23 protein-coding genes are annotated in these 18,515 nt (G+C 69.7%); 5 read left to right on the top strand and 18 right to left on the bottom strand.

The genetic code is table 11. From position 1 onward, the window contains the following. The first annotated feature begins 52 nt into the window (after positions 1–52). On the top strand, positions 53–340 hold the full coding sequence (locus DR046_RS17485) for a DUF1330 domain-containing protein (RefSeq protein ID WP_115383669.1): 288 nt from the start codon (positions 53–55) through the stop codon (positions 338–340). Here the strand turns inward: DR046_RS17485 and DR046_RS17480 are convergent. Beyond that, a complete protein-coding gene (locus tag DR046_RS17480; protein WP_115383668.1) occupies positions 327–716 on the bottom strand; it encodes a hypothetical protein in 390 nt (129 codons plus the stop codon). The two genes, DR046_RS17485 and DR046_RS17480, sit on opposite strands and share 14 nt — an antisense overlap. Positions 717–856: 140 nt before the next feature. On the opposite strand from DR046_RS17480, the gene DR046_RS17475 reads away from it, so the two are divergent. Beyond that, the gene (locus DR046_RS17475) at positions 857–1,258 is read left to right on the top strand and encodes a cupin domain-containing protein (RefSeq protein ID WP_115383667.1); all 402 of its coding nucleotides are present in this window, start codon (positions 857–859) and stop codon (positions 1,256–1,258) included. Positions 1,259–1,602: 344 nt separating this feature from the next. Here the strand turns inward: DR046_RS17475 and hydA are convergent, their stop codons facing one another. From hydA to DR046_RS17445, 7 genes are read right to left on the bottom strand one after another with little or no spacing between them, the layout of a single operon-like run. Continuing rightward, the gene (gene hydA, locus DR046_RS17470; protein ID WP_115383666.1) at positions 1,603–3,066 is read right to left on the bottom strand and encodes a dihydropyrimidinase; all 1,464 of its coding nucleotides are present in this window, start codon (positions 3,064–3,066) and stop codon (positions 1,603–1,605) included. A 12-nt stretch (positions 3,067–3,078) separates the two neighbouring features. Further along, complete coding sequence (locus tag DR046_RS24695) at positions 3,079–3,210, bottom strand: hypothetical protein (protein ID WP_280652853.1); 132 nt, start codon at positions 3,208–3,210, stop codon at positions 3,079–3,081. A gap of 13 nt (positions 3,211–3,223) precedes the next feature. Beyond that, positions 3,224–3,469, bottom strand: coding sequence for a hypothetical protein (locus DR046_RS17465; RefSeq protein WP_115383665.1), 246 nt, complete (start codon positions 3,467–3,469; stop codon positions 3,224–3,226). Next, positions 3,459–4,202: a class II aldolase/adducin family protein gene (locus DR046_RS17460; protein WP_115383664.1), complete on the bottom strand. Its 744-nt coding sequence runs from the start codon at positions 4,200–4,202 to the stop codon at positions 3,459–3,461. The genes DR046_RS17465 and DR046_RS17460 overlap by 11 nt, the downstream gene beginning before the upstream one ends. 4 nt (positions 4,203–4,206) lie before the next feature. Beyond that, on the bottom strand, positions 4,207–4,401 hold the full coding sequence (locus tag DR046_RS17455; protein WP_115383663.1) for a hypothetical protein: 195 nt from the start codon (positions 4,399–4,401) through the stop codon (positions 4,207–4,209). A 21-nt stretch (positions 4,402–4,422) separates the two neighbouring features. Next, positions 4,423–4,638: a hypothetical protein gene (locus DR046_RS17450; RefSeq protein ID WP_115383662.1), complete on the bottom strand. Its 216-nt coding sequence runs from the start codon at positions 4,636–4,638 to the stop codon at positions 4,423–4,425. A gap of 24 nt (positions 4,639–4,662) precedes the next feature. Then, on the bottom strand, positions 4,663–5,919 hold the full coding sequence (locus DR046_RS17445; protein ID WP_115383661.1) for a Zn-dependent hydrolase: 1,257 nt from the start codon (positions 5,917–5,919) through the stop codon (positions 4,663–4,665). Positions 5,920–6,085: 166 nt separating this feature from the next. On the opposite strand from DR046_RS17445, the gene DR046_RS17440 reads away from it, so the two are divergent. After that, positions 6,086–6,697, top strand: coding sequence for a TetR family transcriptional regulator C-terminal domain-containing protein (locus tag DR046_RS17440; RefSeq protein ID WP_115383660.1), 612 nt, complete (start codon positions 6,086–6,088; stop codon positions 6,695–6,697). 9 nt (positions 6,698–6,706) lie between these two features. Here the strand turns inward: DR046_RS17440 and DR046_RS17435 are convergent, their stop codons facing one another. The 5 genes from DR046_RS17435 to DR046_RS17415 form a co-directional block, all read right to left on the bottom strand. After that, on the bottom strand, positions 6,707–7,945 hold the full coding sequence (locus DR046_RS17435; protein WP_245190993.1) for a CoA transferase: 1,239 nt from the start codon (positions 7,943–7,945) through the stop codon (positions 6,707–6,709). 381 nt (positions 7,946–8,326) lie between these two features. Beyond that, positions 8,327–9,667 carry an NAD-dependent dihydropyrimidine dehydrogenase subunit PreA gene (gene preA / locus DR046_RS17430; RefSeq protein WP_115383659.1) on the bottom strand — a complete coding sequence of 447 codons (1,341 nt, stop codon included), beginning with the start codon at positions 9,665–9,667 and terminating at the stop codon, positions 8,327–8,329. 58 nt (positions 9,668–9,725) lie between these two features. Further along, a complete protein-coding gene (locus DR046_RS17425; RefSeq protein WP_115383658.1) occupies positions 9,726–11,048 on the bottom strand; it encodes an NAD(P)-dependent oxidoreductase in 1,323 nt (440 codons plus the stop codon). Between the two features lie 183 nt (positions 11,049–11,231). After that, positions 11,232–11,864: a helix-turn-helix domain-containing protein gene (locus DR046_RS17420; RefSeq protein WP_115383657.1), complete on the bottom strand. Its 633-nt coding sequence runs from the start codon at positions 11,862–11,864 to the stop codon at positions 11,232–11,234. A 90-nt stretch (positions 11,865–11,954) separates the two neighbouring features. Next, the gene (locus DR046_RS17415; RefSeq protein WP_115383656.1) at positions 11,955–12,245 is read right to left on the bottom strand and encodes a DUF1330 domain-containing protein; all 291 of its coding nucleotides are present in this window, start codon (positions 12,243–12,245) and stop codon (positions 11,955–11,957) included. A 216-nt stretch (positions 12,246–12,461) separates the two neighbouring features. On the opposite strand from DR046_RS17415, the gene DR046_RS17410 reads away from it, so the two are divergent. Continuing rightward, positions 12,462–13,139: an MBL fold metallo-hydrolase gene (locus DR046_RS17410; protein ID WP_115383655.1), complete on the top strand. Its 678-nt coding sequence runs from the start codon at positions 12,462–12,464 to the stop codon at positions 13,137–13,139. A gap of 47 nt (positions 13,140–13,186) precedes the next feature. On the opposite strand, the gene DR046_RS17405 is transcribed toward DR046_RS17410, so the two are convergent. From DR046_RS17405 to DR046_RS17385, 5 genes are all read right to left on the bottom strand, one after another. Next, the gene (locus tag DR046_RS17405; protein WP_115383654.1) at positions 13,187–13,573 is read right to left on the bottom strand and encodes a hypothetical protein; all 387 of its coding nucleotides are present in this window, start codon (positions 13,571–13,573) and stop codon (positions 13,187–13,189) included. Then, entirely contained in the window at positions 13,570–13,920 is a 351-nt protein-coding gene (locus DR046_RS17400) for a hypothetical protein (protein ID WP_115383653.1), read from the bottom strand. The genes DR046_RS17405 and DR046_RS17400 overlap by 4 nt, the downstream gene beginning before the upstream one ends. A gap of 67 nt (positions 13,921–13,987) precedes the next feature. Beyond that, positions 13,988–15,004, bottom strand: a complete 1,017-nt coding sequence (locus DR046_RS17395; RefSeq protein WP_115383652.1) for a patatin-like phospholipase family protein — start codon at positions 15,002–15,004, stop codon at positions 13,988–13,990. After that, entirely contained in the window at positions 14,997–15,275 is a 279-nt protein-coding gene (locus DR046_RS17390; protein WP_115383651.1) for a pentapeptide repeat-containing protein, read from the bottom strand. The genes DR046_RS17395 and DR046_RS17390 overlap by 8 nt, the downstream gene beginning before the upstream one ends. After that, positions 15,272–16,057, bottom strand: coding sequence for a 3-hydroxybutyrate dehydrogenase (locus tag DR046_RS17385; RefSeq protein WP_115383650.1), 786 nt, complete (start codon positions 16,055–16,057; stop codon positions 15,272–15,274). The genes DR046_RS17390 and DR046_RS17385 overlap by 4 nt, the downstream gene beginning before the upstream one ends. A gap of 602 nt (positions 16,058–16,659) precedes the next feature. Between DR046_RS17385 and DR046_RS17380 the strand changes: the two genes are divergently transcribed. Continuing rightward, the gene (locus DR046_RS17380) at positions 16,660–18,501 is read left to right on the top strand and encodes an extracellular solute-binding protein (protein WP_115383649.1); all 1,842 of its coding nucleotides are present in this window, start codon (positions 16,660–16,662) and stop codon (positions 18,499–18,501) included. Positions 18,502–18,515: the final 14 nt, after the last annotated feature.

The raw sequence follows: 18,515 nt of genomic DNA, 5'->3' as shown, positions 1-18,515 counted from the left end.
ATGCGCACGCGATGTGCTAGGGTCGGGCCGTGAAGAAGCGAGGGAGGCTGCAATGCCCAAAGGATACGTCGTCGCCCGCATCGATGTGCACGATGCGGACGGGTTCGAGGAGTTCAAGCGGATGTCGGGGCCGGTCATCAAGGAGCATGGTGGCCGGGTCCTCGTCCGCGACCCCTCTCCGGACGTGCGGGAGGGGTCGGGCACCGGCGTCGTCATCGTGGTCGAGTTCGACAGCCCGGAGGCGGCGCGGGTCTTCTACGAGTCGCAGGGCTATACCGACGCCAAGCGGGTGCGCGAGGCGGCGGCGCGGACGGAGCTGGTGCTGGCTACCGGCCTCTGAGCAGGGCCCAGAGGGCGGCGAGGGCCAGGCCTCCGCCGATCTGGAGGAGGAAGCGGGCCGGGGACAGGCCGTCGCGCGCGGCGAGGGCCGCTTCGACCAGCGCGGCGGCGGGGATCAGGAAGGCCAGCGTGGCGAGGGTGCCCGAGACGAGCGTCGGGAGATGCGCCGTGCGGGCGAGGGTCGCGCGGACGAGCGGGGCGCCGGCAAGGGCGAAGAGGAGCGCGAAGGGCGTGGCGAGGGGGAGGAGCCACCAGAGGCTGGTCGCGACCTTCTGCGCGGCTGCGAGCAGGGTGCCGGTCTCGGGGAAGGTGACGGCGCCGTAGACGAGCAGCGCGTTGGCGTAGGTCAGGGCGGCGAGGCGGAGGGGGAGGGCCATGACAAAGCTCTACGTCGCGCGCGCGGTCGTGGCCACGGGTGTCACGTCTGCCGCGGGCCGCGTTTTCCTGTGCGACCGGCGGGCGGGTTCCTGCTATTCTGGCAGCACCGTGCATCGCGTGCCGCCGAGGGAGGTCGGGAATGTCGAAGGAGTGCCGCAAGGTCCGTGCCGAGACGAGCTACGAGGGCAGGCAGGGCTTCAGCTACCTCGCGGGCATCGCGCGCGAGACGGTCGGGGCCGAGGCGCTCTGCATGCACCTGCTGCGCGTGCCGCCGGGCGGGCGCGCCCGGGCGCACCGGCACAGGACGCACGAGACCGCGATCTACGTCATCTCGGGGAGCGCGGAGATGTACTGGGGCGACCGGCTCGAGCATCGCATGGTGATGGGCGCGGGCGATTTGATCTACATCCCCGCCGACGTGCCGCACCTGCCGTTCAACCCCGGCACCGAGGAGGCGGTCGCGATCATCGCTCGGACCGATCCGCACGAGCAGGAGAGTGTGGAGTTGTTGCCGGAATTGGAGGCGTTGGTGCCCGGCTGACGGGGACGTACGGCGCGCCCGCGGGACGACCGAGGTCGCGCGGGCGCTGGCCCCCGGATCGGTGTCTGCAATCGGGTGGAGGGCTTCCCCTGTCTTGCGGCTTCGTCGCGACGTCATCGAGGTGCATACCGGTCTGGGGAGAGGTGACGGCCCAGCAGACGCGCGCCCCGTCGGCCGAGGACAGCAAGGCGGTCAGGCGTAGCCGGATGGGGCAGGGAGGCGGTCACGCTGTCCGGAACCCATCGGTGGCGGCTTGCAAATGCGGCGGGCCGACTGCGCGGAGGGGCGGGTGGGCACGGTACTGTCCACCCGCCGCATGATCGGCGCGAGCCGGGCTGCGCGTTCTATACCCCCGCCGGAATGTTCATCGGGTCGCGCTCGATCTTCCGCGGCGTGTTCAGCGACTTCCACTTCGACAGCGCCTTCGAGGCCGAGGCGAAGGCGGGGCGTGGGACGAACCTCCCGCGGCCGGGCTGGGGCTGGCTGTTCTGGCCGTGAGCCCAGATGACCTCGCCGCGGCTGAGGGTGTATCTCGGCGCCGCCTTCAGCTCCATGCCCTCGAAGACGTTGTAGTCGATGATCGACTTCTGCGTGCTGACCGAGACGGTGCGGTGGATGGACGGGTCCCAGACCACCACGTCGGCGTCGCCGCCCACGTTGATGCCGCCCTTCGTCGGGTAGATGTTGAGGATCCTGGCGATGTTGCTCGACGTCACCGCGACGAATTCCTCTGGCGTCAGACGGCCGGTCTCGACGCCCTTGGTCCAGAGCATCGCCATCCGCTCCTCCAGGCCGCCGGTGCCGTTCGGGATGCGGGTGAAGTCGTTCACGCCCATGCGCTTCTGCTCGTCCGAGAAGGCGGCGTGGTCGGTGGCGACGACCTGCAAGCTCCCTGCGGCGAGGCCGGCCCAGAGCCCGTCCTGATGCTCCTTCGAGCGGAAGGGCGGGGACATGACGCGGCGGGCGGCATATTGCCAGTCCTTCTCGAAATACTCGGATTCGTCGAGCGTGAGGTGCTGGATCAGCGGCTCGCCATAGACGCGCATCCCCTTCTGGCGGGCGCGGCGGATGGCCTCGTGCGCCTGCTCGCAGGAGACGTGGACGATGTAGAGCGGCGTCCCGGCCGCATCGGCGATCATGATGGCGCGGTTGGCGGCCTCGCCCTCGACCTCCGGCGGGCGGGAATAGGCATGGCCCTCGGGGCCGGTGATGCCCTCGGCCATGTATTTTTCCTGCAGCGCGGCCACGACGTCGCCGTTCTCGGCATGGACCAGCGGCAGGGCGCCCAGTTCGGCGCAGCGGCGGAAGGAGGCGAACATCTCGTCGTCCTCGACCATCAGCGCGCCCTTGTAGGCCATGAAGTGCTTGAAGGTGTTGATCCCCCGCTCCTTCACGACCGCCTCCATCTCGTGGAAGATGGTCTCGTTCCAGCCGGTGATCGCCATGTGGTAGGAGATGTCGGTGCAGATCTGGTCCTTCGACTTGCGGTCCCAGTCGTCGACGGCGCGGAGCAGGGAGCCGTCCTCACCCGGCAGCACGAAATCGACCAGCATCGTGGTCCCGCCGGCGGCGGCGGCGAAGGTGCCGGACTCGAAGGTCTCGGCCGCCGTCGTGCCCATGAAGGGCATTTCCAGATGGGTATGCGGGTCGATGCCGCCGGGGATGACATAGGCGTCGGTGGCGTCGATTGTCTCGTCGCCTTTCAGGTTCTCGCCGATCTGGGCGATCTTCTCGCCCTCGATCAGGACGTCGGCCTTCCACTGGCGGTCGGCGGTGACGATGGTGCCGTTCTTGATGACCTTGGACATGGGCGCGGCTCCTCAGCGCTGGAAGAGGGCGAGGCCGGCGGGGCCTTCGAGGGTCTGGGGCGGCGGGGCCGGGGCCTCGTCGGCATCGGGCTGGATGCAGGCGGTCAGTCCCAGAAGGGCGAGGGTCAGCAAGGCGAGGCGCATGGGGATGGCTCCTTCAGATGCAGTATTGCCCGCTGCGCGGGACGAGGACGGGATAGACGGTGCCGCCGGCGGCGTAGCCGTAGCAGTTGTCGCGGACGCGGACGTCGGACGGGATCACCCCGCGCGGCAGTAGCTGCCGGACGGCGAAGGGGACCGGCGCGTCGGTCGTGACGTAGAGATCCGGACGGTCGACCGGGGGCGGGCGCTGCGGCGTCGTGCAGGCGGCGAGCAGCAGGACAAGGACGAGGCTAGTGCGCATAGGAGGGGTCCTCGGCGTCGAGAATGGCCTTCATCTCGGCGAAATGGGCGTGGCGTTCGCTGCGGTCCGTCTCCCACCCCTGGGCGGTGGTCTCGGCCAGCGGCTCCTCCATGACGGCGAGCGGACGCCCGGTGGAAAGGGCGAGGACCATCGTGCGGGCCGCGCGCTCCAGATGGTACATGGCGTCGAAGGCCTCGGCGGCCGAGGGGCCGATGGTCGTCGCGCCGTGGTTGCCCATCAGCACCGCCTCGTGGTTGCCGAAGGTGGCGGCGATGCGCTCGCCTTCCTCGCTGTCATGGGCGATGCCGCCGAAGCTCAGGTCGTAGGCGAGGCGGTTGTGCCAGCGCGCGGTGGTCTGGTCGATGGGCAGGATGCGCGGGTCCTGCAGCCCCGCCAGCGCCGTCAGGTAGGGCGGGTGCAGGTGCAGCGCGACGCGGGCCTGCGGCAGGCGGCGGTGGAGCGCGCCGTGGATGTTCCAGGCGGTCGGGTCGGGCGCGTCGGGGCGGTTCATGGTCGAGGGGTCGTCGGCGTCGACCAGCAGCAGGTCCGAGGCCCTGACCCGGCTGAAATGCTTCCACCGCGGGTTGACGAGGAACTTCCGGCCGTCCTCGGAGACGGCGGCCGAGAAGTGGTTGGCCACGGCCTCGTTCCAGCCCGCGCGCGCGGCGAGGCGCAGGCAGGCCGCGAGGTCGACGCGAAGCTCGGCTTCGGTGGGGGTGGGGCGGGTCACCATGGGATCACTCCTCGTCGCGGCGGGCACGCCAGCGCAGGTAGACGACATAGACGACGGTGGCGACGATCGTGACGAAGATCGCCGAGGTCACGGCGCCGGGCGTGACGCCCCCGGCCCGGTAGGCGTCGAAGGCGAGGTTCACGACGAAGAAGATCGCGGCGAAGATGGCGACCTTGCGGGGGAGGGAGCCGGGGGTCATGGCTTGGCCCCCCGTGCGGCGCTAGCCTTCGACGAGGCCGAGGCGGGTCTCGATCCGACTGATGCGATCGTCCATCCGGTCCACCCGGCGGGCGAGATTCGCGTATTGCATCTCGAGCGTCCCGAGCCTCTCGCGGATTTCCCGAAGCTCCTCGGTATGGCGTGCCAGTGTTCCCTGGATCGCCTTGAGATACTCAAGGAGAAGCTCGTTCGTGACCTTTTCACCGGTATCCGCCATGATCCAAAGCTAGCGCTGCCCATCTCACGTAACAACCTCCGCCGTCTCGACCACCGCGTGCAGCAGGACGTCGGCGCCGGCGCGGGCCCAGTCCTTCGTGATCTCCTCGGCCTCGTTGTGGCTGAGGCCGTCGACGCACGGCGTCATGATCATCGCCGTGGGGCAGACGCGGTTGATCCAGCATGCGTCGTGGCCCGCGCCGGAGATGATGTTGCGATGGCTGTAGCCCAGCCGCTCGGCGGCGGAGCGCACGGCACTCACGCAGCCCTCGTCGAAGGTGACGGGGTCGAAGCCGCCGGTCTTCTCGAACTCGACGGTCAGGCCCATCTCGTCGACGATCTTCTGCGCGGCGGCGCGCATCTGGCCCTCCATCTCCTCGATGACGGCAAGGTCGGGCGAGCGGAGGTCGACGGTGAAGACCGCCTTGCCTGGAATGACGTTGCGCGAGTTCGGGTAGATATCGATATGGCCCGCGGCGCCGACGGCATGGGGCGCGTGGGCCAGCGCGATCTCGTCGACCTTCTCCAGGATGCGCGCCATGGCGAGCCCGGCGTTCCTGCGCATCGGCATGGGGGTCGATCCGGTATGGCTCTCCTTGCCCGTCACCGTGACCTGCGTCCAGCTCAGGCCCTGCCCGTGGGTGACGACGCCGATGTCCTTGCCCTCGGCCTCGAGGATCGGGCCCTGCTCGATATGCAGCTCGAAGAAGGCGCGCATGTCGTCGCGGCGGGCGCCGACCTCCTCGTCGCCGCGCCAGCCGATGCGGTCGAGTTCGTCGCCGAAGCGCTTTCCTTCCGCGTCGCGCTTGTCCTCGGCCCAGGCCTGCTCATGCACGCCGGCGAAGACGCCCGAGGCCAGCATGGCGGGGGCGAAGCGGGTGCCTTCCTCGTTCGTCCAGTTGGTGACGACGATGGGATGGCGGGTGCGGACGTTCAGGTCGTCGAGCGTGCGGATCAGCTCCAGCCCGGCCAGCACGCCGAGCACGCCGTCATACTTGCCGCCCGTCGGCTGGGTGTCGAGGTGGGAGCCGACATAGACGGCGGGCAGATCCTCCGTCCCCTCGCGGCGCGCGAACATGTTGCCGAGCTTGTCGAGCCCCATGGTCAGCCCCGCCGCCTCGCACCAGGAGCGGAACAGCGCGCGGCCCTCGGCATCGGCATCGGTGAGGGTCTGGCGATTGTTGCCGCCGGCCACGCCGGGGCCGATCTTCGCCATCTCCATCAGGCTGTCCCACAGCCGATCGGCATCGACGCGCATGTTCTGTCCGGGCGTGGCCGCCATCTCGTTCCCCCGCAGGATTTGACCGTCCGGTCAGACGCTACCACCGGGCGGGGGGCAGTCAACCGCCGCGCGAAGGCGCCGGGCGCGGCGAGGGGAAACCGGGCTTGTCAACCGGGGACCGGCGGGTATGGGTTGCCAAAGCGCTTCGGGGGCGCAGGGAGGGCCGATGCCGCAGGACGAGAGCGCGACGCGCATCCAGATCAGAAACCGGGCGCTGATCCTGGACGCGGCGCTGGACGCCTTCTCGGCCGAGGGCTTCACCGGTGCGACGCTGGACGGAATCGCCGGCGCGGCCGGCCTGTCGAAGCCCAACCTGCTTTACTACTTCAAGAGCAAGGAGGCGATCTATCGCGCCCTGCTCGACCACCTGCTGGAGACCTGGCTCGACCCGCTGCGCGCCATCGACCCGGAGGGCGAGCCGCTGGAGGAGATGCTGGGCTATGTCCGGCGCAAGCTGGCGCTGGCCCGCGACTTCCCGCGCGAGAGCCGGCTCTTCGCCGGGGAGATCCTGCGCGGCGCGCCGGTCATGGGCGACGCGCTGTCGGGGCAGTTGCGGGCGCTGGTCGACGAGCATTCCGCGGTGATCCGGGGCTGGATGGAGGCGGGTCGGCTGGCGCCCTCGGACCCGCATCACCTGATCTTCTCGGTCTGGGCGCTGACCCAGCACTATGCCGATTTCGAGACGCAGGTTCAGGCGGTGCTGGGCGCGCGCCGCGACCCCTGGGCCGAGGCGGAGCGGCACCTGGAGACGCATTTCCGGCGCGTCCTGACGGCCTGACCCCTCGCGTCAGGCCGCAGGAAGCCGCGCCCGCGCGCCCGGTGCGGCGACGATGCCCCGGTCGAAGAGGCGCCCGATCTCTCCGCTGTCGAGGCCCGCGACCTCGGCCAGGATCTGCTCGGTATCGGCACCGAGCTCGGGCGCGACCCCGGGGGCCATGCGCGGGACGGCGCCGAAGGCGGCCGGGTGGGCGGGCGTGAGGTAGGCGCCGGTCCCGGGATGGACCCGCTGCGAGAAGAGCGGGTTGTCGGGGCCGAGGTCCGGATCGTGGTCGAGCGCCTCGCGCATCGACCGGAATTCGGACCAGGTCAGGCCGCGGGCGTTGAAGTCGGCCTCGAACTCCGGCACGCGGCGGGCGGCGAACCAGGGGGCGAGGATCGCGGTGATCTCCTTGCGATGGCGCCAGCGCGCGCCCTCGTCGTCGAGCGAGACGCCCAGCCGCGCGCCGAGCGCCGCCATCGCCTCGCCGGTGCCGGTCGCCGCAATCAGCCCGCGCCATTGCCGGTGGGTGAGGCCGATCACCATCACCCGGCGTCCGTCGGCGCAGAGGAAGTCCTGCCCGTAGGCGCCATAGAGCGCGTTGCCCGCCTTGGCCCGGTCGGTGCCGTTCAGCGCCGCGTCGGCGATCAGGCCGAGATGGCCCAGCGTCGCGGCGGCGACGTCCTTCAGCGCGATCTCGACCTCCTGCCCGCCGCCACCGCGCAGCCGGTGCCGCTCGGCGGCGAGCAGGGCCGAGACGCACAGGTTCCCCGCGATCAGGTCCCAGGCCGGCAGGGCATGGGCAACGGGGTCGGGGTGATCCTCGGGCCCGGTCATGTGCGGCACGCCGAGCGCCGGGTTCACCGTGTAGTCGACCTGCGGCCGCCCGTGGCGATCGCCGGTCAGCGTCACCATGATCAGGTCGTCGCGATGGGCGCGCAGCGTCTCGTGATCCATCCAGCCGCGCACGCGCAGGTTGGTCAGGAACAGCCCGGCATCGGGGCCGGGGGCGGTGATGATCCGGGTGACGACCTCGCGCCCCTCGGGCGACGTCATGTCGACCGCGATGGACTTCTTGCCCTTGTTCATGCCCTGCCAGAACAGGCTGCGCCCGGTCGGGGCCAGCGGCCAGCGCCCGGCATCGAGCCCGCCGCCGATGCGGTCGAAGCGGATCACCTCGGCGCCCATCTGCGCCAGGGTCATGCCCGCCAGCGGAACGGCCACGAAGGCGGAGCCCTCGACCACACGCATGCCCGACAGCACGGTCATCGCGCCATCCTCCGGGCCGGCCGCGGCGCGGCGGCGGCGCGTCCCGTCCGGATGGGCGAGCATCGCCTCGCGGCGGCCTCGCGCAGTTTCGGCGCCGACCTGCGCGCCTCGCCTTCGTGCTTCGAGTTGAACATGACGATCCGCCTCCCCCGGTGTCGATAGCGAGGAGAGATGAAAAAATCAAAGGAAATTAGAGACTTAACGGGATGCCGTGGTATGCCGAGCGGCCATCTCGCAGGCGCGGCGCGGGAAAGATGCCATGGTTTCCGTGGGATTCTGCGCCTGCATCCGACGGATCGCGCGGGCGGCGCGGCCTGACTTTTTCACGATCGGTCGCAGGAAGAGGCGCCGCCTTTCGGGGGCGGCGCCTTCTCCGCCGGGTCACTCGGCCGGTTCGCTCACCATCGCGGTCTGGCCGGCGGGCACGTAGTTGGGCGAGCCCGGGTTGTTGGGATGGGTCGTCCAGTCGGCCGGCTCGGCGCGGACGGTCCGGCCGGTGCGCGGATCGACCGTGCCGGGAGCGAGCCGCTCCATGGTGATGCAGTCCTCGACGGGGCAGACATCGACGCAGAGGTTGCAGGCCACGCATTCGGCGTCGATCACCTCGAAGGTGCGGTCGGGGGACATGCCGATCGCCTGGTGCGAGGTGTCCTCGCAGGCGGCGTAGCAGCGGCCGCACTTGATGCAGAGATCCTGGTCGATCCGCGCCTTGGTGACGTATTCGAGGTTCAGGTGCTGCCAGTCGGTGACGTTCGGCACCGCGCGGCCCGTCAGGTCCCCGAGCGTCATGCCCTTCTCGTCGAGATAGCGCGAGAGGCCCGCCGTCAGCTCCTTCACGATGCCGAAGCCGTAGGTCATGGCCGCCGTGCAGACCTGCACGTTGCCGGCGCCCAGCGCCATGAACTCCGCCGCGTCGCGCCAGGTGGTGACGCCGCCGATGCCGCTGATGGGCAGGCCACGGGTCTCGGGGGCGCGGGCGATCTCGGACACCATGCTGAGCGCGATGGGCTTCACCGCCGGGCCGCAATAGCCGCCATGCGAGCCCTTGCCGTCGATGGTCGGCTCGGGCGCGAAGAGGTCGAGATCGACATTGGTGATGGAGTTGATCGTGTTGATGAGGCTGACCGCGTCCGCGCCCCCGCGATGCGCCGCGGCGGCGGGCTTGCGGATGTCGGTGATGTTGGGGGTCAGCTTCACGATGACGGGCATCCGCGTGTACTGCTTGCACCAGCGGGTGACCATCTCGATGTATTCCGGCACCTGGCCCACGGCCGAGCCCATGCCGCGCTCGGACATGCCGTGGGGGCAGCCGAAGTTCAGTTCGATCCCGTCGGCGCCGGTCTCCTCGACGCGGGGCAGGATCGCCTTCCACGCCTCCTCCTCGCAGGGGACCATGATCGAGACGACCATGGCGCGGTCGGGGTAGTCGCGCTTGACCTGCTTGATCTCGCGCAGGTTCACCTCGAGGGGGCGGTCGGTGATGAGCTCGATGTTGTTGAGCCCCAGCAGCCGCCGGTCGGCGCCATAGACCGCGCCGTAGCGCGGGCCGTTGACGTTGACGACCGGCGGACCCTCGGCGCCCAGCGTCTTCCAGACGACGCCGCCCCAGCCCGCCTCGAAGGCGCGGCGGACGTTGTATTCCTTGTCGGTCGGCGGCGCCGAGGCCAGCCAGAACGGGTTGGGGGACTTGATGCCCACGAAGTCGGTGGTCAGGTCGGCCATGGAAGCCTCCTCTGTTGATCTGTGGCGCGCGCCGCGGCGGGGGGCATGGCGAGGCCCCCTAGGCGGTGAGCGCGGCGTGGATGTCCTCGGCCGCGTCGCGGCCCTCCGCGACGGCGGTGACGGTCAGGTCCTCGCCGCCCGTGGCACAGTCGCCCCCTGCCCAGACGCCCTCGACAGAGGTGCGGCCGGCGCCGGTGATCGCGATCTTGCCGCCCTCGACGGCCAGACCTTCGACCGCCTCCATTTTCTGACCGATGGCGCGGAAGACCTGGTCGGCCTTAAGGGTGACGGTCTCGCCCGTCGGCTTCATGTCGCCGTCGACATAGGCCAGCTCGATCTCGCGGAGCTGGGCGTCGCCCCGCAGCGCGACAGGGACGACATGGGTCAGGATCTGCACGCCATGGGTCGCGGCGAGGTCCTGCTCGTAGCGGCTGGCCGGCATCCGGGACTGTTCGCGCCGGTAGGCGATGGTCACGGATTGCGCGCCCAGGAGCTTCGACTGCACGGCGGCGTCCACTGCGGTCATGCCGCCGCCGATCACGACGACATGGCGGCCGATGGGCAGCGTCGTCAGGTCCTCGGTCTGGCGCAGGGTGGCGATGAAGTCGACGGCATTCTCGCAGCCGGTCATGTCCTCGCCTTCGAGCCCCAGCGCGCCGACGCCGGCGAGGCCGATGCCGAGGAAGACCGCGTCGAACTCCTCGCGCAGGGCGGGCAGGGTGAGCCCGGCGCCGATGGCGCGGCCGGTCTCGACGGTGATGCCGCCGATCTTCAGCAGCCAGTCGACCTCGGCCTGAGCGAAGCCCCCCGGCGCCTTGTATTGCGCGATGCCGTATTCGTTGAGCCCGCCGGGCTTCGGCCGGGCGTCGAACATGGTCACGTCATGGCCATGCATCGCGAGACGATGCGCGCAGGCCAGCCCCGCAGGCCCGGCCCCGACGACGGCCACGCGCTTTCCGGTGGGGGCGGCGCGGGTGTAGGGATGCTCCCCGGCGGCCATCATGCTGTCGGTCGCGTAGCGTTGCAGGCGGCCGATCTCGACCGGCTTGCCTTCCGCCGCCTCGCGCACGCAGGCTTCCTCGCAGAGAGTCTCGGTCGGGCAGACGCGGGCGCACATGCCGCCGAGGATGTTCTGGTCGAAGATCGTCTTCGCCGCGGCCTCGGGCATGCCGGTCTGGATCTGGCGGATGAAGAGCGGGATGTCGATGGAGGTCGGGCAGGCGGTGACGCAGGGCGCGTCGTGGCAGAAGTAGCAGCGGTCTGCGGCGACCGTCGCCTCGTGCCGGTCGAAGGCCGCATGCAGGTCCGAGAAGTTCCGGGAAAGGTCCTCGGGCCCCAGGCGCCCGGGCAGGATGCCGCCCTGGCGGAACGCTTCGGTCATGGTTCAGTCTCCCCGTTCGTATCGGAGCAGAGTGTCAGGTCCGGAATTTTTATCAACTGGTAAAATTTCCGGGCGCTCTCGGGCCCCGGATCGAAGTCAAGCGGAGGAACCGCGCGCCGGTCAAGGGTGCGGCACCTGCCTGTTCTTGCGGCAGACGGGGAAGCGGCCCGGGCGCGGGCGCGGTCAGTCGAGGCAGGTGACCCAGAGGATCGTGGCGTCTTCGGGCGAGGTGCTGACGACGTTGTGGCCCATCGAGGCGTCGTAATAGGCGCTGTCGCCGCGCTTCATGTCGACGGGTTCGTAGAACTCGGTCAGCAGGCGGATCGTGCCGGTCAGGACCAGCAGGAACTCCTCTCCGTCGTGGCGGACCCAGCCGTCGAACTCCTCGAAGGAGCGGGCGCGGATGCGGGCGCGGTAGGGCAGCATGCGCTTGGTCGTCAGCGCGCCGGCCAGCAACTCGTGCTCGTAGGTGGCGGTGGGATGGGCCTGGCCCTCGCCCGCGCGGGTGATGGCACGGCGCCCGGTGACCTGATCTTTCTTAGGCGGCGTAAAGAGTTGCGGGACGCCGATCTCCAGCCCCGTGGCCAGCTTCTTCAGGGCGTCGTAGGTCGGCGACATCTGCCCGTTCTCGATCTTCGACAGGGTCGAGCGGGCGAGCCCGGCCTGCTGCGCGGCCTGCTCCAGCGTCCAGCCGCGGGCCTTGCGCAGGTCGCGCACGCGGGGGCCGAGCTCCAGCGGTTCGGCCTTCGCGGGCTCGCCGCTGCCGCGGGCGATGCGGATGAGGCTGGGTTCGGGCGGGGCGGGCATGTCGGTCATTGCGAAGGCGTAGCGCCCGCCGCGAGGGCCGGCAAGCCACGGGTGACGCAGGGGTGACCAGCGGGTGATCCGCGTCGGACGTCCGTCGCCTCAGTCCGCGCCTTCCAGCAGGATGATCTGCGCGTCCCCGGCGCCGATCCGGTGCTTGCGCGCCGCCTGGTACTCGGCGGAGTCGTAGCAGGCCTGCGCCGCCTCGAGGCTGTCGAACTCGATCACGACGTTGCGCGGGCGGCTCTCGCCCTCCAGCCCGACGACGCGGCCGCCGCGTGCCAGCACGCGGGCCCCATGCGCGGCGAAGACCTCGGTCGCGCCCTTGGCATAGAGCGCGTAGGGGTCCGGATCGGTGACGGTCACATGGGCGATCCAGTAGGCTTTGGGCATGACGGCTCCTCCTCCGGGCGAGGGTGGGACGGGCGGCGCGCAGGGTCAAGGCGCCCGGGGGAAGGTGCGACCCGCGCCGCCGCCGGGCTGTCGGCTTTCGCTCAGGATCGCTCGTGCTAGGGTTGCTCCATTCAACCAGGAGACGACGATGATTGACGACTTTCAGGACTTTTTCTCAGAGCCGGGCGCGACGCCCGCGCCGCGGGCCGCCCACTGATGCGGGTGACGTGGTTCGGGCAGGCGGCGATGCGGTTCGAGGGCGCCAAGCTCACCGTGATCTGCGACCCCTATACCCCCGACGTGCTCGGCTATCCGGAGATCACCGAGCAGGCGGATGTCGTGCTCACCTCGTCGGACGACGACAGCGCGCATTGCCGCTCGGACCTGATCGGCGGCCGGCCGGTCTGCTGCAACGCGCTCGACATCGCCGGCGACGGGCAGGGCGAGGGCAATGTCGGCGGCCTTCCCGTGCGCGCCATCGCCGCCGAGGAGTGGGAGCATCATCCGAGGGGCGTCGCCAACCAGAACGCCATGTACCGCTTCCGGCTCGACGGGATCGAGGTCGCGCATATGGGCGACGTGGGCAATGCGCTCGACGAGGAGCAGATCGCCTTCTTCGAGGGAGTCGACGTGCTCTGCGCGCTGACCGGAGGGCCGCCGACGATCCGCCTGCCGGACCTGATGCACATGATCCACCGGGTGCGGCCCCGGCTCGTCATCCCGATCCATTTCCGCACGCTGGCCTACAGGCCCGCGAACATCCAGTGGATCACGGATTTCCTGCCGCATTTCCGGGAGGATGCGATCGACTTCGCCTTCGGGCCGCATGCCGAGCTGACGCCAGAGAGCCTGCCCGCGCCGACCCGTGTGCTGGTGATGGATCATCTGCGCTGAGCGGGGCGTCCGTCCGGCGACGGGGCGCCCCGGGATAGGGGCGGGCCCTACGGGCTGACGAGGACCCGCAGGGGCATCGGCTTCAGCGGGACGAGCACGATCTGGTCGACGCGGTTCTTGCGGGCCGCCTCGACCACCGCGTGCCAGGCGACGTGGCGGGCGCGGGCCTCGGCCTGGGGCAGCGGCATGTCCATCCCGTATTCTCCGAGGCGGAGGCGGTAGATGTTCTGGTAGGCGCCGAACTGGTTCAGCGTCATCGCGGCGGCGCCGTGCCCGGGCAGGATGACGACGCGGATGCGGCCGTCCGAGAGCGACGGGGTCCCGGGGCCGAGGAACCAGGCGTAGCCGGGCGTATACTCGACCTCGAGCCGGGTGTGGTCGGCGGAGGCCGCGCCGGGCAGGGCCAGCGCGGCGGCGAGTGCCAGCGCCTTCACGACCGGGTCCTGCCCATGGGGCGGTCGGCGATGTGGTCGTCGCCGAAGCGGCGGTCGTCGGCCAGCGGGTCCTCGCCTTCGGGGATGTAGTCCTTCGCCTCCTGCATCGCCGCGTTGTCGTGCTGGGGCGCGGCATGGGCGTCGGCGGGCATCGGGCCGCCGAGGAACTCGTTGATCGACTGCTCGGCCTCGGAGGGCGAGACGTCCTCGACCCGCGCCAGCCGCTGCGACAAGGCGGCGATGGAGCCGTCGGCATCGGAGAGGTCGGTCTCGCTCAGCCCGGGAAAACGGGTGAGGATCGCGTCCCGGAACGGGGTCCAGTCGGACTGAAAGTCTGTGCGGCTCATCTGCGTGTCTCCTCGGTCGGGTTTGCCGGGGGAACGTTCCCGGCGGGGCGGGGGTTCCGGCACGCGCTCAGGCGAACATCTCCTGCAGGTCGAGGCTGGAGCGCTGGCCCAGCGCGTCGAAGTCGCGGTCGAGGAAGCGTCCGGCTGCGGCCGTCCCGGCGCGGCGCAGCGCGTCGAGCACGGCGGGGCTGGGCACCGACTTGGTCGCGACAGACAGCTGCCGCATCAGCGCGTCGTCGGCGATCATGTGGACCAGCACGTCCTTCATCGCGCCTTCGGGGATCGTGCCGGAGCGGACGAGGCGCTGCACGAACTCGATGGCGCGCAGCTCGCGCAGAAGCGAGGTGTTGAAGCTGATCTCGTTGATCCGGTTCTGGATGTCGCGCGCCGTGACCGGAAGCTCCGGCCGCTCCAGCGGGTTGATGTTCACAATCAGGATGTCGCGCGGCAGATCCTTGTGGAACAGCGGGAACAGCGCCGGATTGCCCGTATAGCCGCCGTCCCAGTAATGGTCGTCGCCGATCCGGACCGCCGGGAAGATCGTCGGCAGGCAGGCCGAGGCGAGGATCGCGTCCGGCGTGATCTCTGCGCGGGTGAAGAGCTTGATCTTTCCGGTGCGCACATTGGTCGCGCAGACGTGGAACTGCGGGCCCCGGTCGGAGCAGACCGCCTCGAAGGACAGCCCGCTCACGATGCGGCGCAGCGCCTCCTCGGCGTGATCCGGGCGCAGATAGGGCGAGATGCCCCGGTTTATCAGGTCGAGCATCTGGTATCCGGGCGACAGCTCGATCGCATGGCTGACGGCCATCGGCGACAGCGCCGCGAACCAGCCGGTGATGCGTTCGTCGGTAATGGCGCCGACCTGGGTCCAGACCTTTTCGAGCGTCTCGCGCGCAAGGTCGGTCGAGCCGCGCGCCAGCCCGCACTTGACCGCCGCCCCGTTCAGCGCGCCGGCGGAGGTGCCGCTGATGCCCGCGATCTCCAGCCGGTCGTCGGCCAGCAGGCGGTCGAGCACACCCCAGGTGAAGGCGCCATGCGCGCCGCCGCCCTGAAGCGCCAGGTTGATGCGCCGCCGCTCAGCCATCGCGCCAGCGGGCGAGCAGCTCCGACAAAAGGACGCCATCGACCGTCGCGCCGTCGAGCACGGCGTTCGACAGGACCGCGCCCGAGAGGTTCACGTTCTCCAGCCGCGCGCCGGACAGGTTGACATTGGCCAGCGTGGCGGCGGCCAGGTTCACGTTCGACAGCGCCGCGCCCGACAGGTCGACATCGGTCAGCTGCGCGCCCGAGAGATTCACCTCCTCGAAGGTCGAGCCGCTCATGTCGCGGGCGCGGAAGGTGCGGCCGGAGCTCACAGCGCGGTCCAGCCGCCGTCGACGCTGATCGTGGTGCCGGTGATCTGCGCGGCGTGTTCGGAGCAGAGGAACAGCGCGGTGCCGCCGAGCTGGTCGGTCGTCGCGAACTCCTTCGAGGGTTGGCGCGTGAGCATCACTTCACGGATCGCGGTCTCGCGGTCGACGCCGTATTTCTGCATCGTGTCGGGGATCTGGGCCTCGACCAGGGGGGTCATCACGTAGCCGGGGCAGATGGCGTTGGCGGTGATCGGCTCCTGCGCGGTTTCCAGGGCCACGACCTTGGTCATGCCGACGATGCCGTGCTTGGCGGCGACATAGGCGGACTTGTAGGGCGAGGCGGTCAGGCCGTGGGCCGAGGCGATGTTGATGACCCGGCCCCAGCCCGCCGCGCGCATCATCGGCAGGGCGGCGGCGGTGGTGTGGAAGGCGGAGCTGAGGTTGATCGCGATGATCGCGTCCCATTTGGCCGCAGGGAACTCGTCGATCGCGGCGACATGCTGGATGCCGGCGTTGTTCACGAGCACGTCGCAGGCGCCCGCGCTCTCGATCAGCTTGCGGGCCTGCGCGCCGTCCGAGAGGTCGGCCTGGATGTAGCGGACCGTCGTGCCGGTCTCCTCGGCGAGACGGGCGGCGAGGGCGTGGTCCTCTTCGCTGTCGGTGAAGGAATTGAGCACCACGTCCAGCCCGGCGGCGGCAAAGCTGCGGGCGATTCCGAGGCCGATTCCCGAGTTGGAACCGGTCACGATGGCGGTCTTGCCCTTGAGGGCGGGGTCGGCGGTCATGGGGTCGCTCCGGGGCCTGTCTGCGTCCCCGGTTTCCTACACCGGGCGGACCGGCGAGGGGAACCGCCGCGTCGCGGCGAGGCCGGTCGCGCCGGATCACACTTGTTAAGCTGCGCAGGGCGTTCGGGGAGACTTCCGTTGCAGCAGACGGTTGGCCCGAAGGTGATTCGGCTGGGTCCGTCGGATCGGCGTCAGAAATCGCCTCGAAATCGGGACGTTGCGTGCCGAAGGCGAATCACCTGCTGCAATCTTTCGTGAAGTGTGTATAAGGGCCTGAGACATGTTGTCACGGTCGCTTATCACCTGTTCTGTATCAATGGCTTGACGGAACGAAGCATGCACTTGACATGGGGCCGATCCGGCCCCTTTTCGCGCCCCTTCCCGCGGTCTCGGCGGGGGCGATGGCCTGCACGCAAAAAAAACGCCCGCACGAGGCGGGCGTCAAGTCATTGAGGCAGGTTTCATACAGGCAAGAAACCTATCGAGCAGTGCCCTATTCATAGACGTTTACGTCACGGCTGCAAAGAGAAAGTTTTGGCGGCGGGATTCCGGGGAGGGTAGGGTCCCGCCAATATACAGGCATCCGGAGGACAATCGGCCCCATGACCGTTAACCGTTTCTTGACCCTCGCCACAGATCGTCTCGGTCGCGCGGCTTTGCTCGGCGCCATGATGGCGGCCCTGGCCGCGCCCGGCGCGCGGGCCGACAGCCACGGCGTCGCGCTCTACGGTGAGCCGGCGCTGCCGCCCGGTTACACGCATCTGCCCCATGTGAACCCGGACGCGCCGAAGGGCGGCACCTTCTCGGACGGGCAGGTCGGCAGTTTCGACAGCCTCAACCCGCACATCCTGCAGGGCCGCACGCCCTGGCAGCTGCGCTTCCTCGCCTACGAATCCCTGCTCGGGCGCAGCTATGACGAGCCCTTCACGCTCTACGGCCTGCTGGCCGAGTCGGTGGAGCTGTCGGACGACCACACCCAGGTGACCTTCCAGATTCACCCCGAGGCGCGGTTCTCGGACGGCACGCCGGTCACCCCCGAGGACGTCATCTGGTCGTTCAACATCCTGGGCCAGGAAGGCGCGCATGGCCGCTACCGCACCGCCTTCTCGAAGGTGACCGGGATCGAGCAGGTCGGCGAGCGCGGCGTGCGGTTCACCGTCGACGCGCCCGACCGGGAGCTGCTGATGATCCTCGGCCTGCGCCCCGTCATGAAGAAGGCTCAATGGGCCGAGGACGAAAGCGCCTTCTTCCGCTCGGGCCTCGACACGATCCCGGTCACGACGGCGCCCTACGTCATCAGCGGTTTCGATCCGGGCCGCTATGTCGAGCTCAGCCGCGACGAGGACTACTGGGGCGCTGACCTGCCCTTCATGCGCGGACAGGCCAATATCGACACCATCCGGATGGAGTTCTTCGGCGACGCCACCGCCCATTTCGAGGCGTTCAAGGCGGGCGAACTGTCGACCATGCGCGAGACCAACGCGGCGAGCTGGGCGCGCAACTACGACTTCCCCGCCGTCCAGTCGGGCGAGGTCGTCCTGTCGGAGATCCCGCACCAGCGCCCGACCGGCATGACCGGCCTCGTGATGAACACGCGGCGCGAGCCCTTCGGCGACTGGCGCGTCCGCGAGGCGCTGATCCAGGCCTTCAACTTCGAGTATATCGACGGGGTCATCAACGGCGGCGGGCAGCCCCGGATCACCTCCTACTACGACAACTCTCCGCTGGGGATGCAGGACGGGCCGGCCGAGGGTCGCGTGGCCGAGCTGCTGGCGCCCTTCGAGGGCGATCTGCTGCCCGGCACGCTGGAGGGCTACGACTTCCCCGAGACCGACGGGCGTGCCGCCAACCGCGGCGGCATCCGGACCGCGACGGCCCTGCTGGAGGAGGCGGGCTATACCGTCGAGGGCGGCGTGCTGACCGGCCCCGATGGTCCCGTCCGCTTCGAGATCCTGCTGCAGTCGGGGTCGTCCGAGGTCGATTCGATCGTCGATATCTATACCGAGGCGCTCAAGCGCCTGGGCATCGCGGTCGATGTCGCCCGCATCGACGACGCCCAGTACAAGGAGCGGATCACCAACTACGACTTTGACATGACCTGGTACAGCTGGGGCCTGTCGCTGAGCCCCGGCAACGAGCAGCTTGCCTATTGGGGCCCCGACGGGGTCGAGACGCCGGGCACGCGAAACCTGATGGGCGCCGGTGACCCGGCCCTCGCGGCGATGATCGACGCGATGCTGACTGCCGGCACGCAGGAGGACTACGTCGCCGCGATCCGCGCGCTCGACCGGGTGCTGACGGCGGGGCGCTACGTCATCCCGATCTGGCACAACCCGGTGAGCTGGATCGCCCATGACGCGTCGCTGAAATATCCCGCGGACCGGCTGCCGATCTACGGCGACTGGATCGGCTTTCAGCCGGATGTCTGGTGGATCGAGGAGTGATCGGATCGGGCGGC

Source organism: Jannaschia formosa, from assembly GCF_003340555.1.
In the GTDB taxonomy this organism is placed as follows: domain Bacteria; phylum Pseudomonadota; class Alphaproteobacteria; order Rhodobacterales; family Rhodobacteraceae; genus Jannaschia; species Jannaschia formosa.
Note: the sequence above shows the minus strand (reverse complement) of the source record. Positions and strands in the feature narration are given on the sequence as shown.

Coding starts and splice junctions, on each gene's coding strand:
- DR046_RS17485 (WP_115383669.1), top strand. CDS start 53: ATGCCCAAAGGATACGTCGTCGCCCGCATCGATGTGCACGATGCGGAC.
- DR046_RS17480 (WP_115383668.1), bottom strand. CDS start 716: ATGGCCCTCCCCCTCCGCCTCGCCGCCCTGACCTACGCCAACGCGCTG.
- DR046_RS17475 (WP_115383667.1), top strand. CDS start 857: ATGTCGAAGGAGTGCCGCAAGGTCCGTGCCGAGACGAGCTACGAGGGC.
- hydA (WP_115383666.1), bottom strand. CDS start 3,066: ATGTCCAAGGTCATCAAGAACGGCACCATCGTCACCGCCGACCGCCAG.
- DR046_RS24695 (WP_280652853.1), bottom strand. CDS start 3,210: ATGCGCCTCGCCTTGCTGACCCTCGCCCTTCTGGGACTGACCGCCTGC.
- DR046_RS17465 (WP_115383665.1), bottom strand. CDS start 3,469: ATGCGCACTAGCCTCGTCCTTGTCCTGCTGCTCGCCGCCTGCACGACG.
- DR046_RS17460 (WP_115383664.1), bottom strand. CDS start 4,202: ATGGTGACCCGCCCCACCCCCACCGAAGCCGAGCTTCGCGTCGACCTC.
- DR046_RS17455 (WP_115383663.1), bottom strand. CDS start 4,401: ATGACCCCCGGCTCCCTCCCCCGCAAGGTCGCCATCTTCGCCGCGATC.
- DR046_RS17450 (WP_115383662.1), bottom strand. CDS start 4,638: ATGGCGGATACCGGTGAAAAGGTCACGAACGAGCTTCTCCTTGAGTAT.
- DR046_RS17445 (WP_115383661.1), bottom strand. CDS start 5,919: ATGGCGGCCACGCCCGGACAGAACATGCGCGTCGATGCCGATCGGCTG.
- DR046_RS17440 (WP_115383660.1), top strand. CDS start 6,086: ATGCCGCAGGACGAGAGCGCGACGCGCATCCAGATCAGAAACCGGGCG.
- DR046_RS17435 (WP_245190993.1), bottom strand. CDS start 7,945: ATGACCGTGCTGTCGGGCATGCGTGTGGTCGAGGGCTCCGCCTTCGTG.
- preA (WP_115383659.1), bottom strand. CDS start 9,667: ATGGCCGACCTGACCACCGACTTCGTGGGCATCAAGTCCCCCAACCCG.
- DR046_RS17425 (WP_115383658.1), bottom strand. CDS start 11,048: ATGACCGAAGCGTTCCGCCAGGGCGGCATCCTGCCCGGGCGCCTGGGG.
- DR046_RS17420 (WP_115383657.1), bottom strand. CDS start 11,864: ATGACCGACATGCCCGCCCCGCCCGAACCCAGCCTCATCCGCATCGCC.
- DR046_RS17415 (WP_115383656.1), bottom strand. CDS start 12,245: ATGCCCAAAGCCTACTGGATCGCCCATGTGACCGTCACCGATCCGGAC.
- DR046_RS17410 (WP_115383655.1), top strand. CDS start 12,462: ATGCGGGTGACGTGGTTCGGGCAGGCGGCGATGCGGTTCGAGGGCGCC.
- DR046_RS17400 (WP_115383653.1), bottom strand. CDS start 13,920: ATGAGCCGCACAGACTTTCAGTCCGACTGGACCCCGTTCCGGGACGCG.
- DR046_RS17395 (WP_115383652.1), bottom strand. CDS start 15,004: ATGGCTGAGCGGCGGCGCATCAACCTGGCGCTTCAGGGCGGCGGCGCG.
- DR046_RS17385 (WP_115383650.1), bottom strand. CDS start 16,057: ATGACCGCCGACCCCGCCCTCAAGGGCAAGACCGCCATCGTGACCGGT.
- DR046_RS17380 (WP_115383649.1), top strand. CDS start 16,660: ATGACCGTTAACCGTTTCTTGACCCTCGCCACAGATCGTCTCGGTCGC.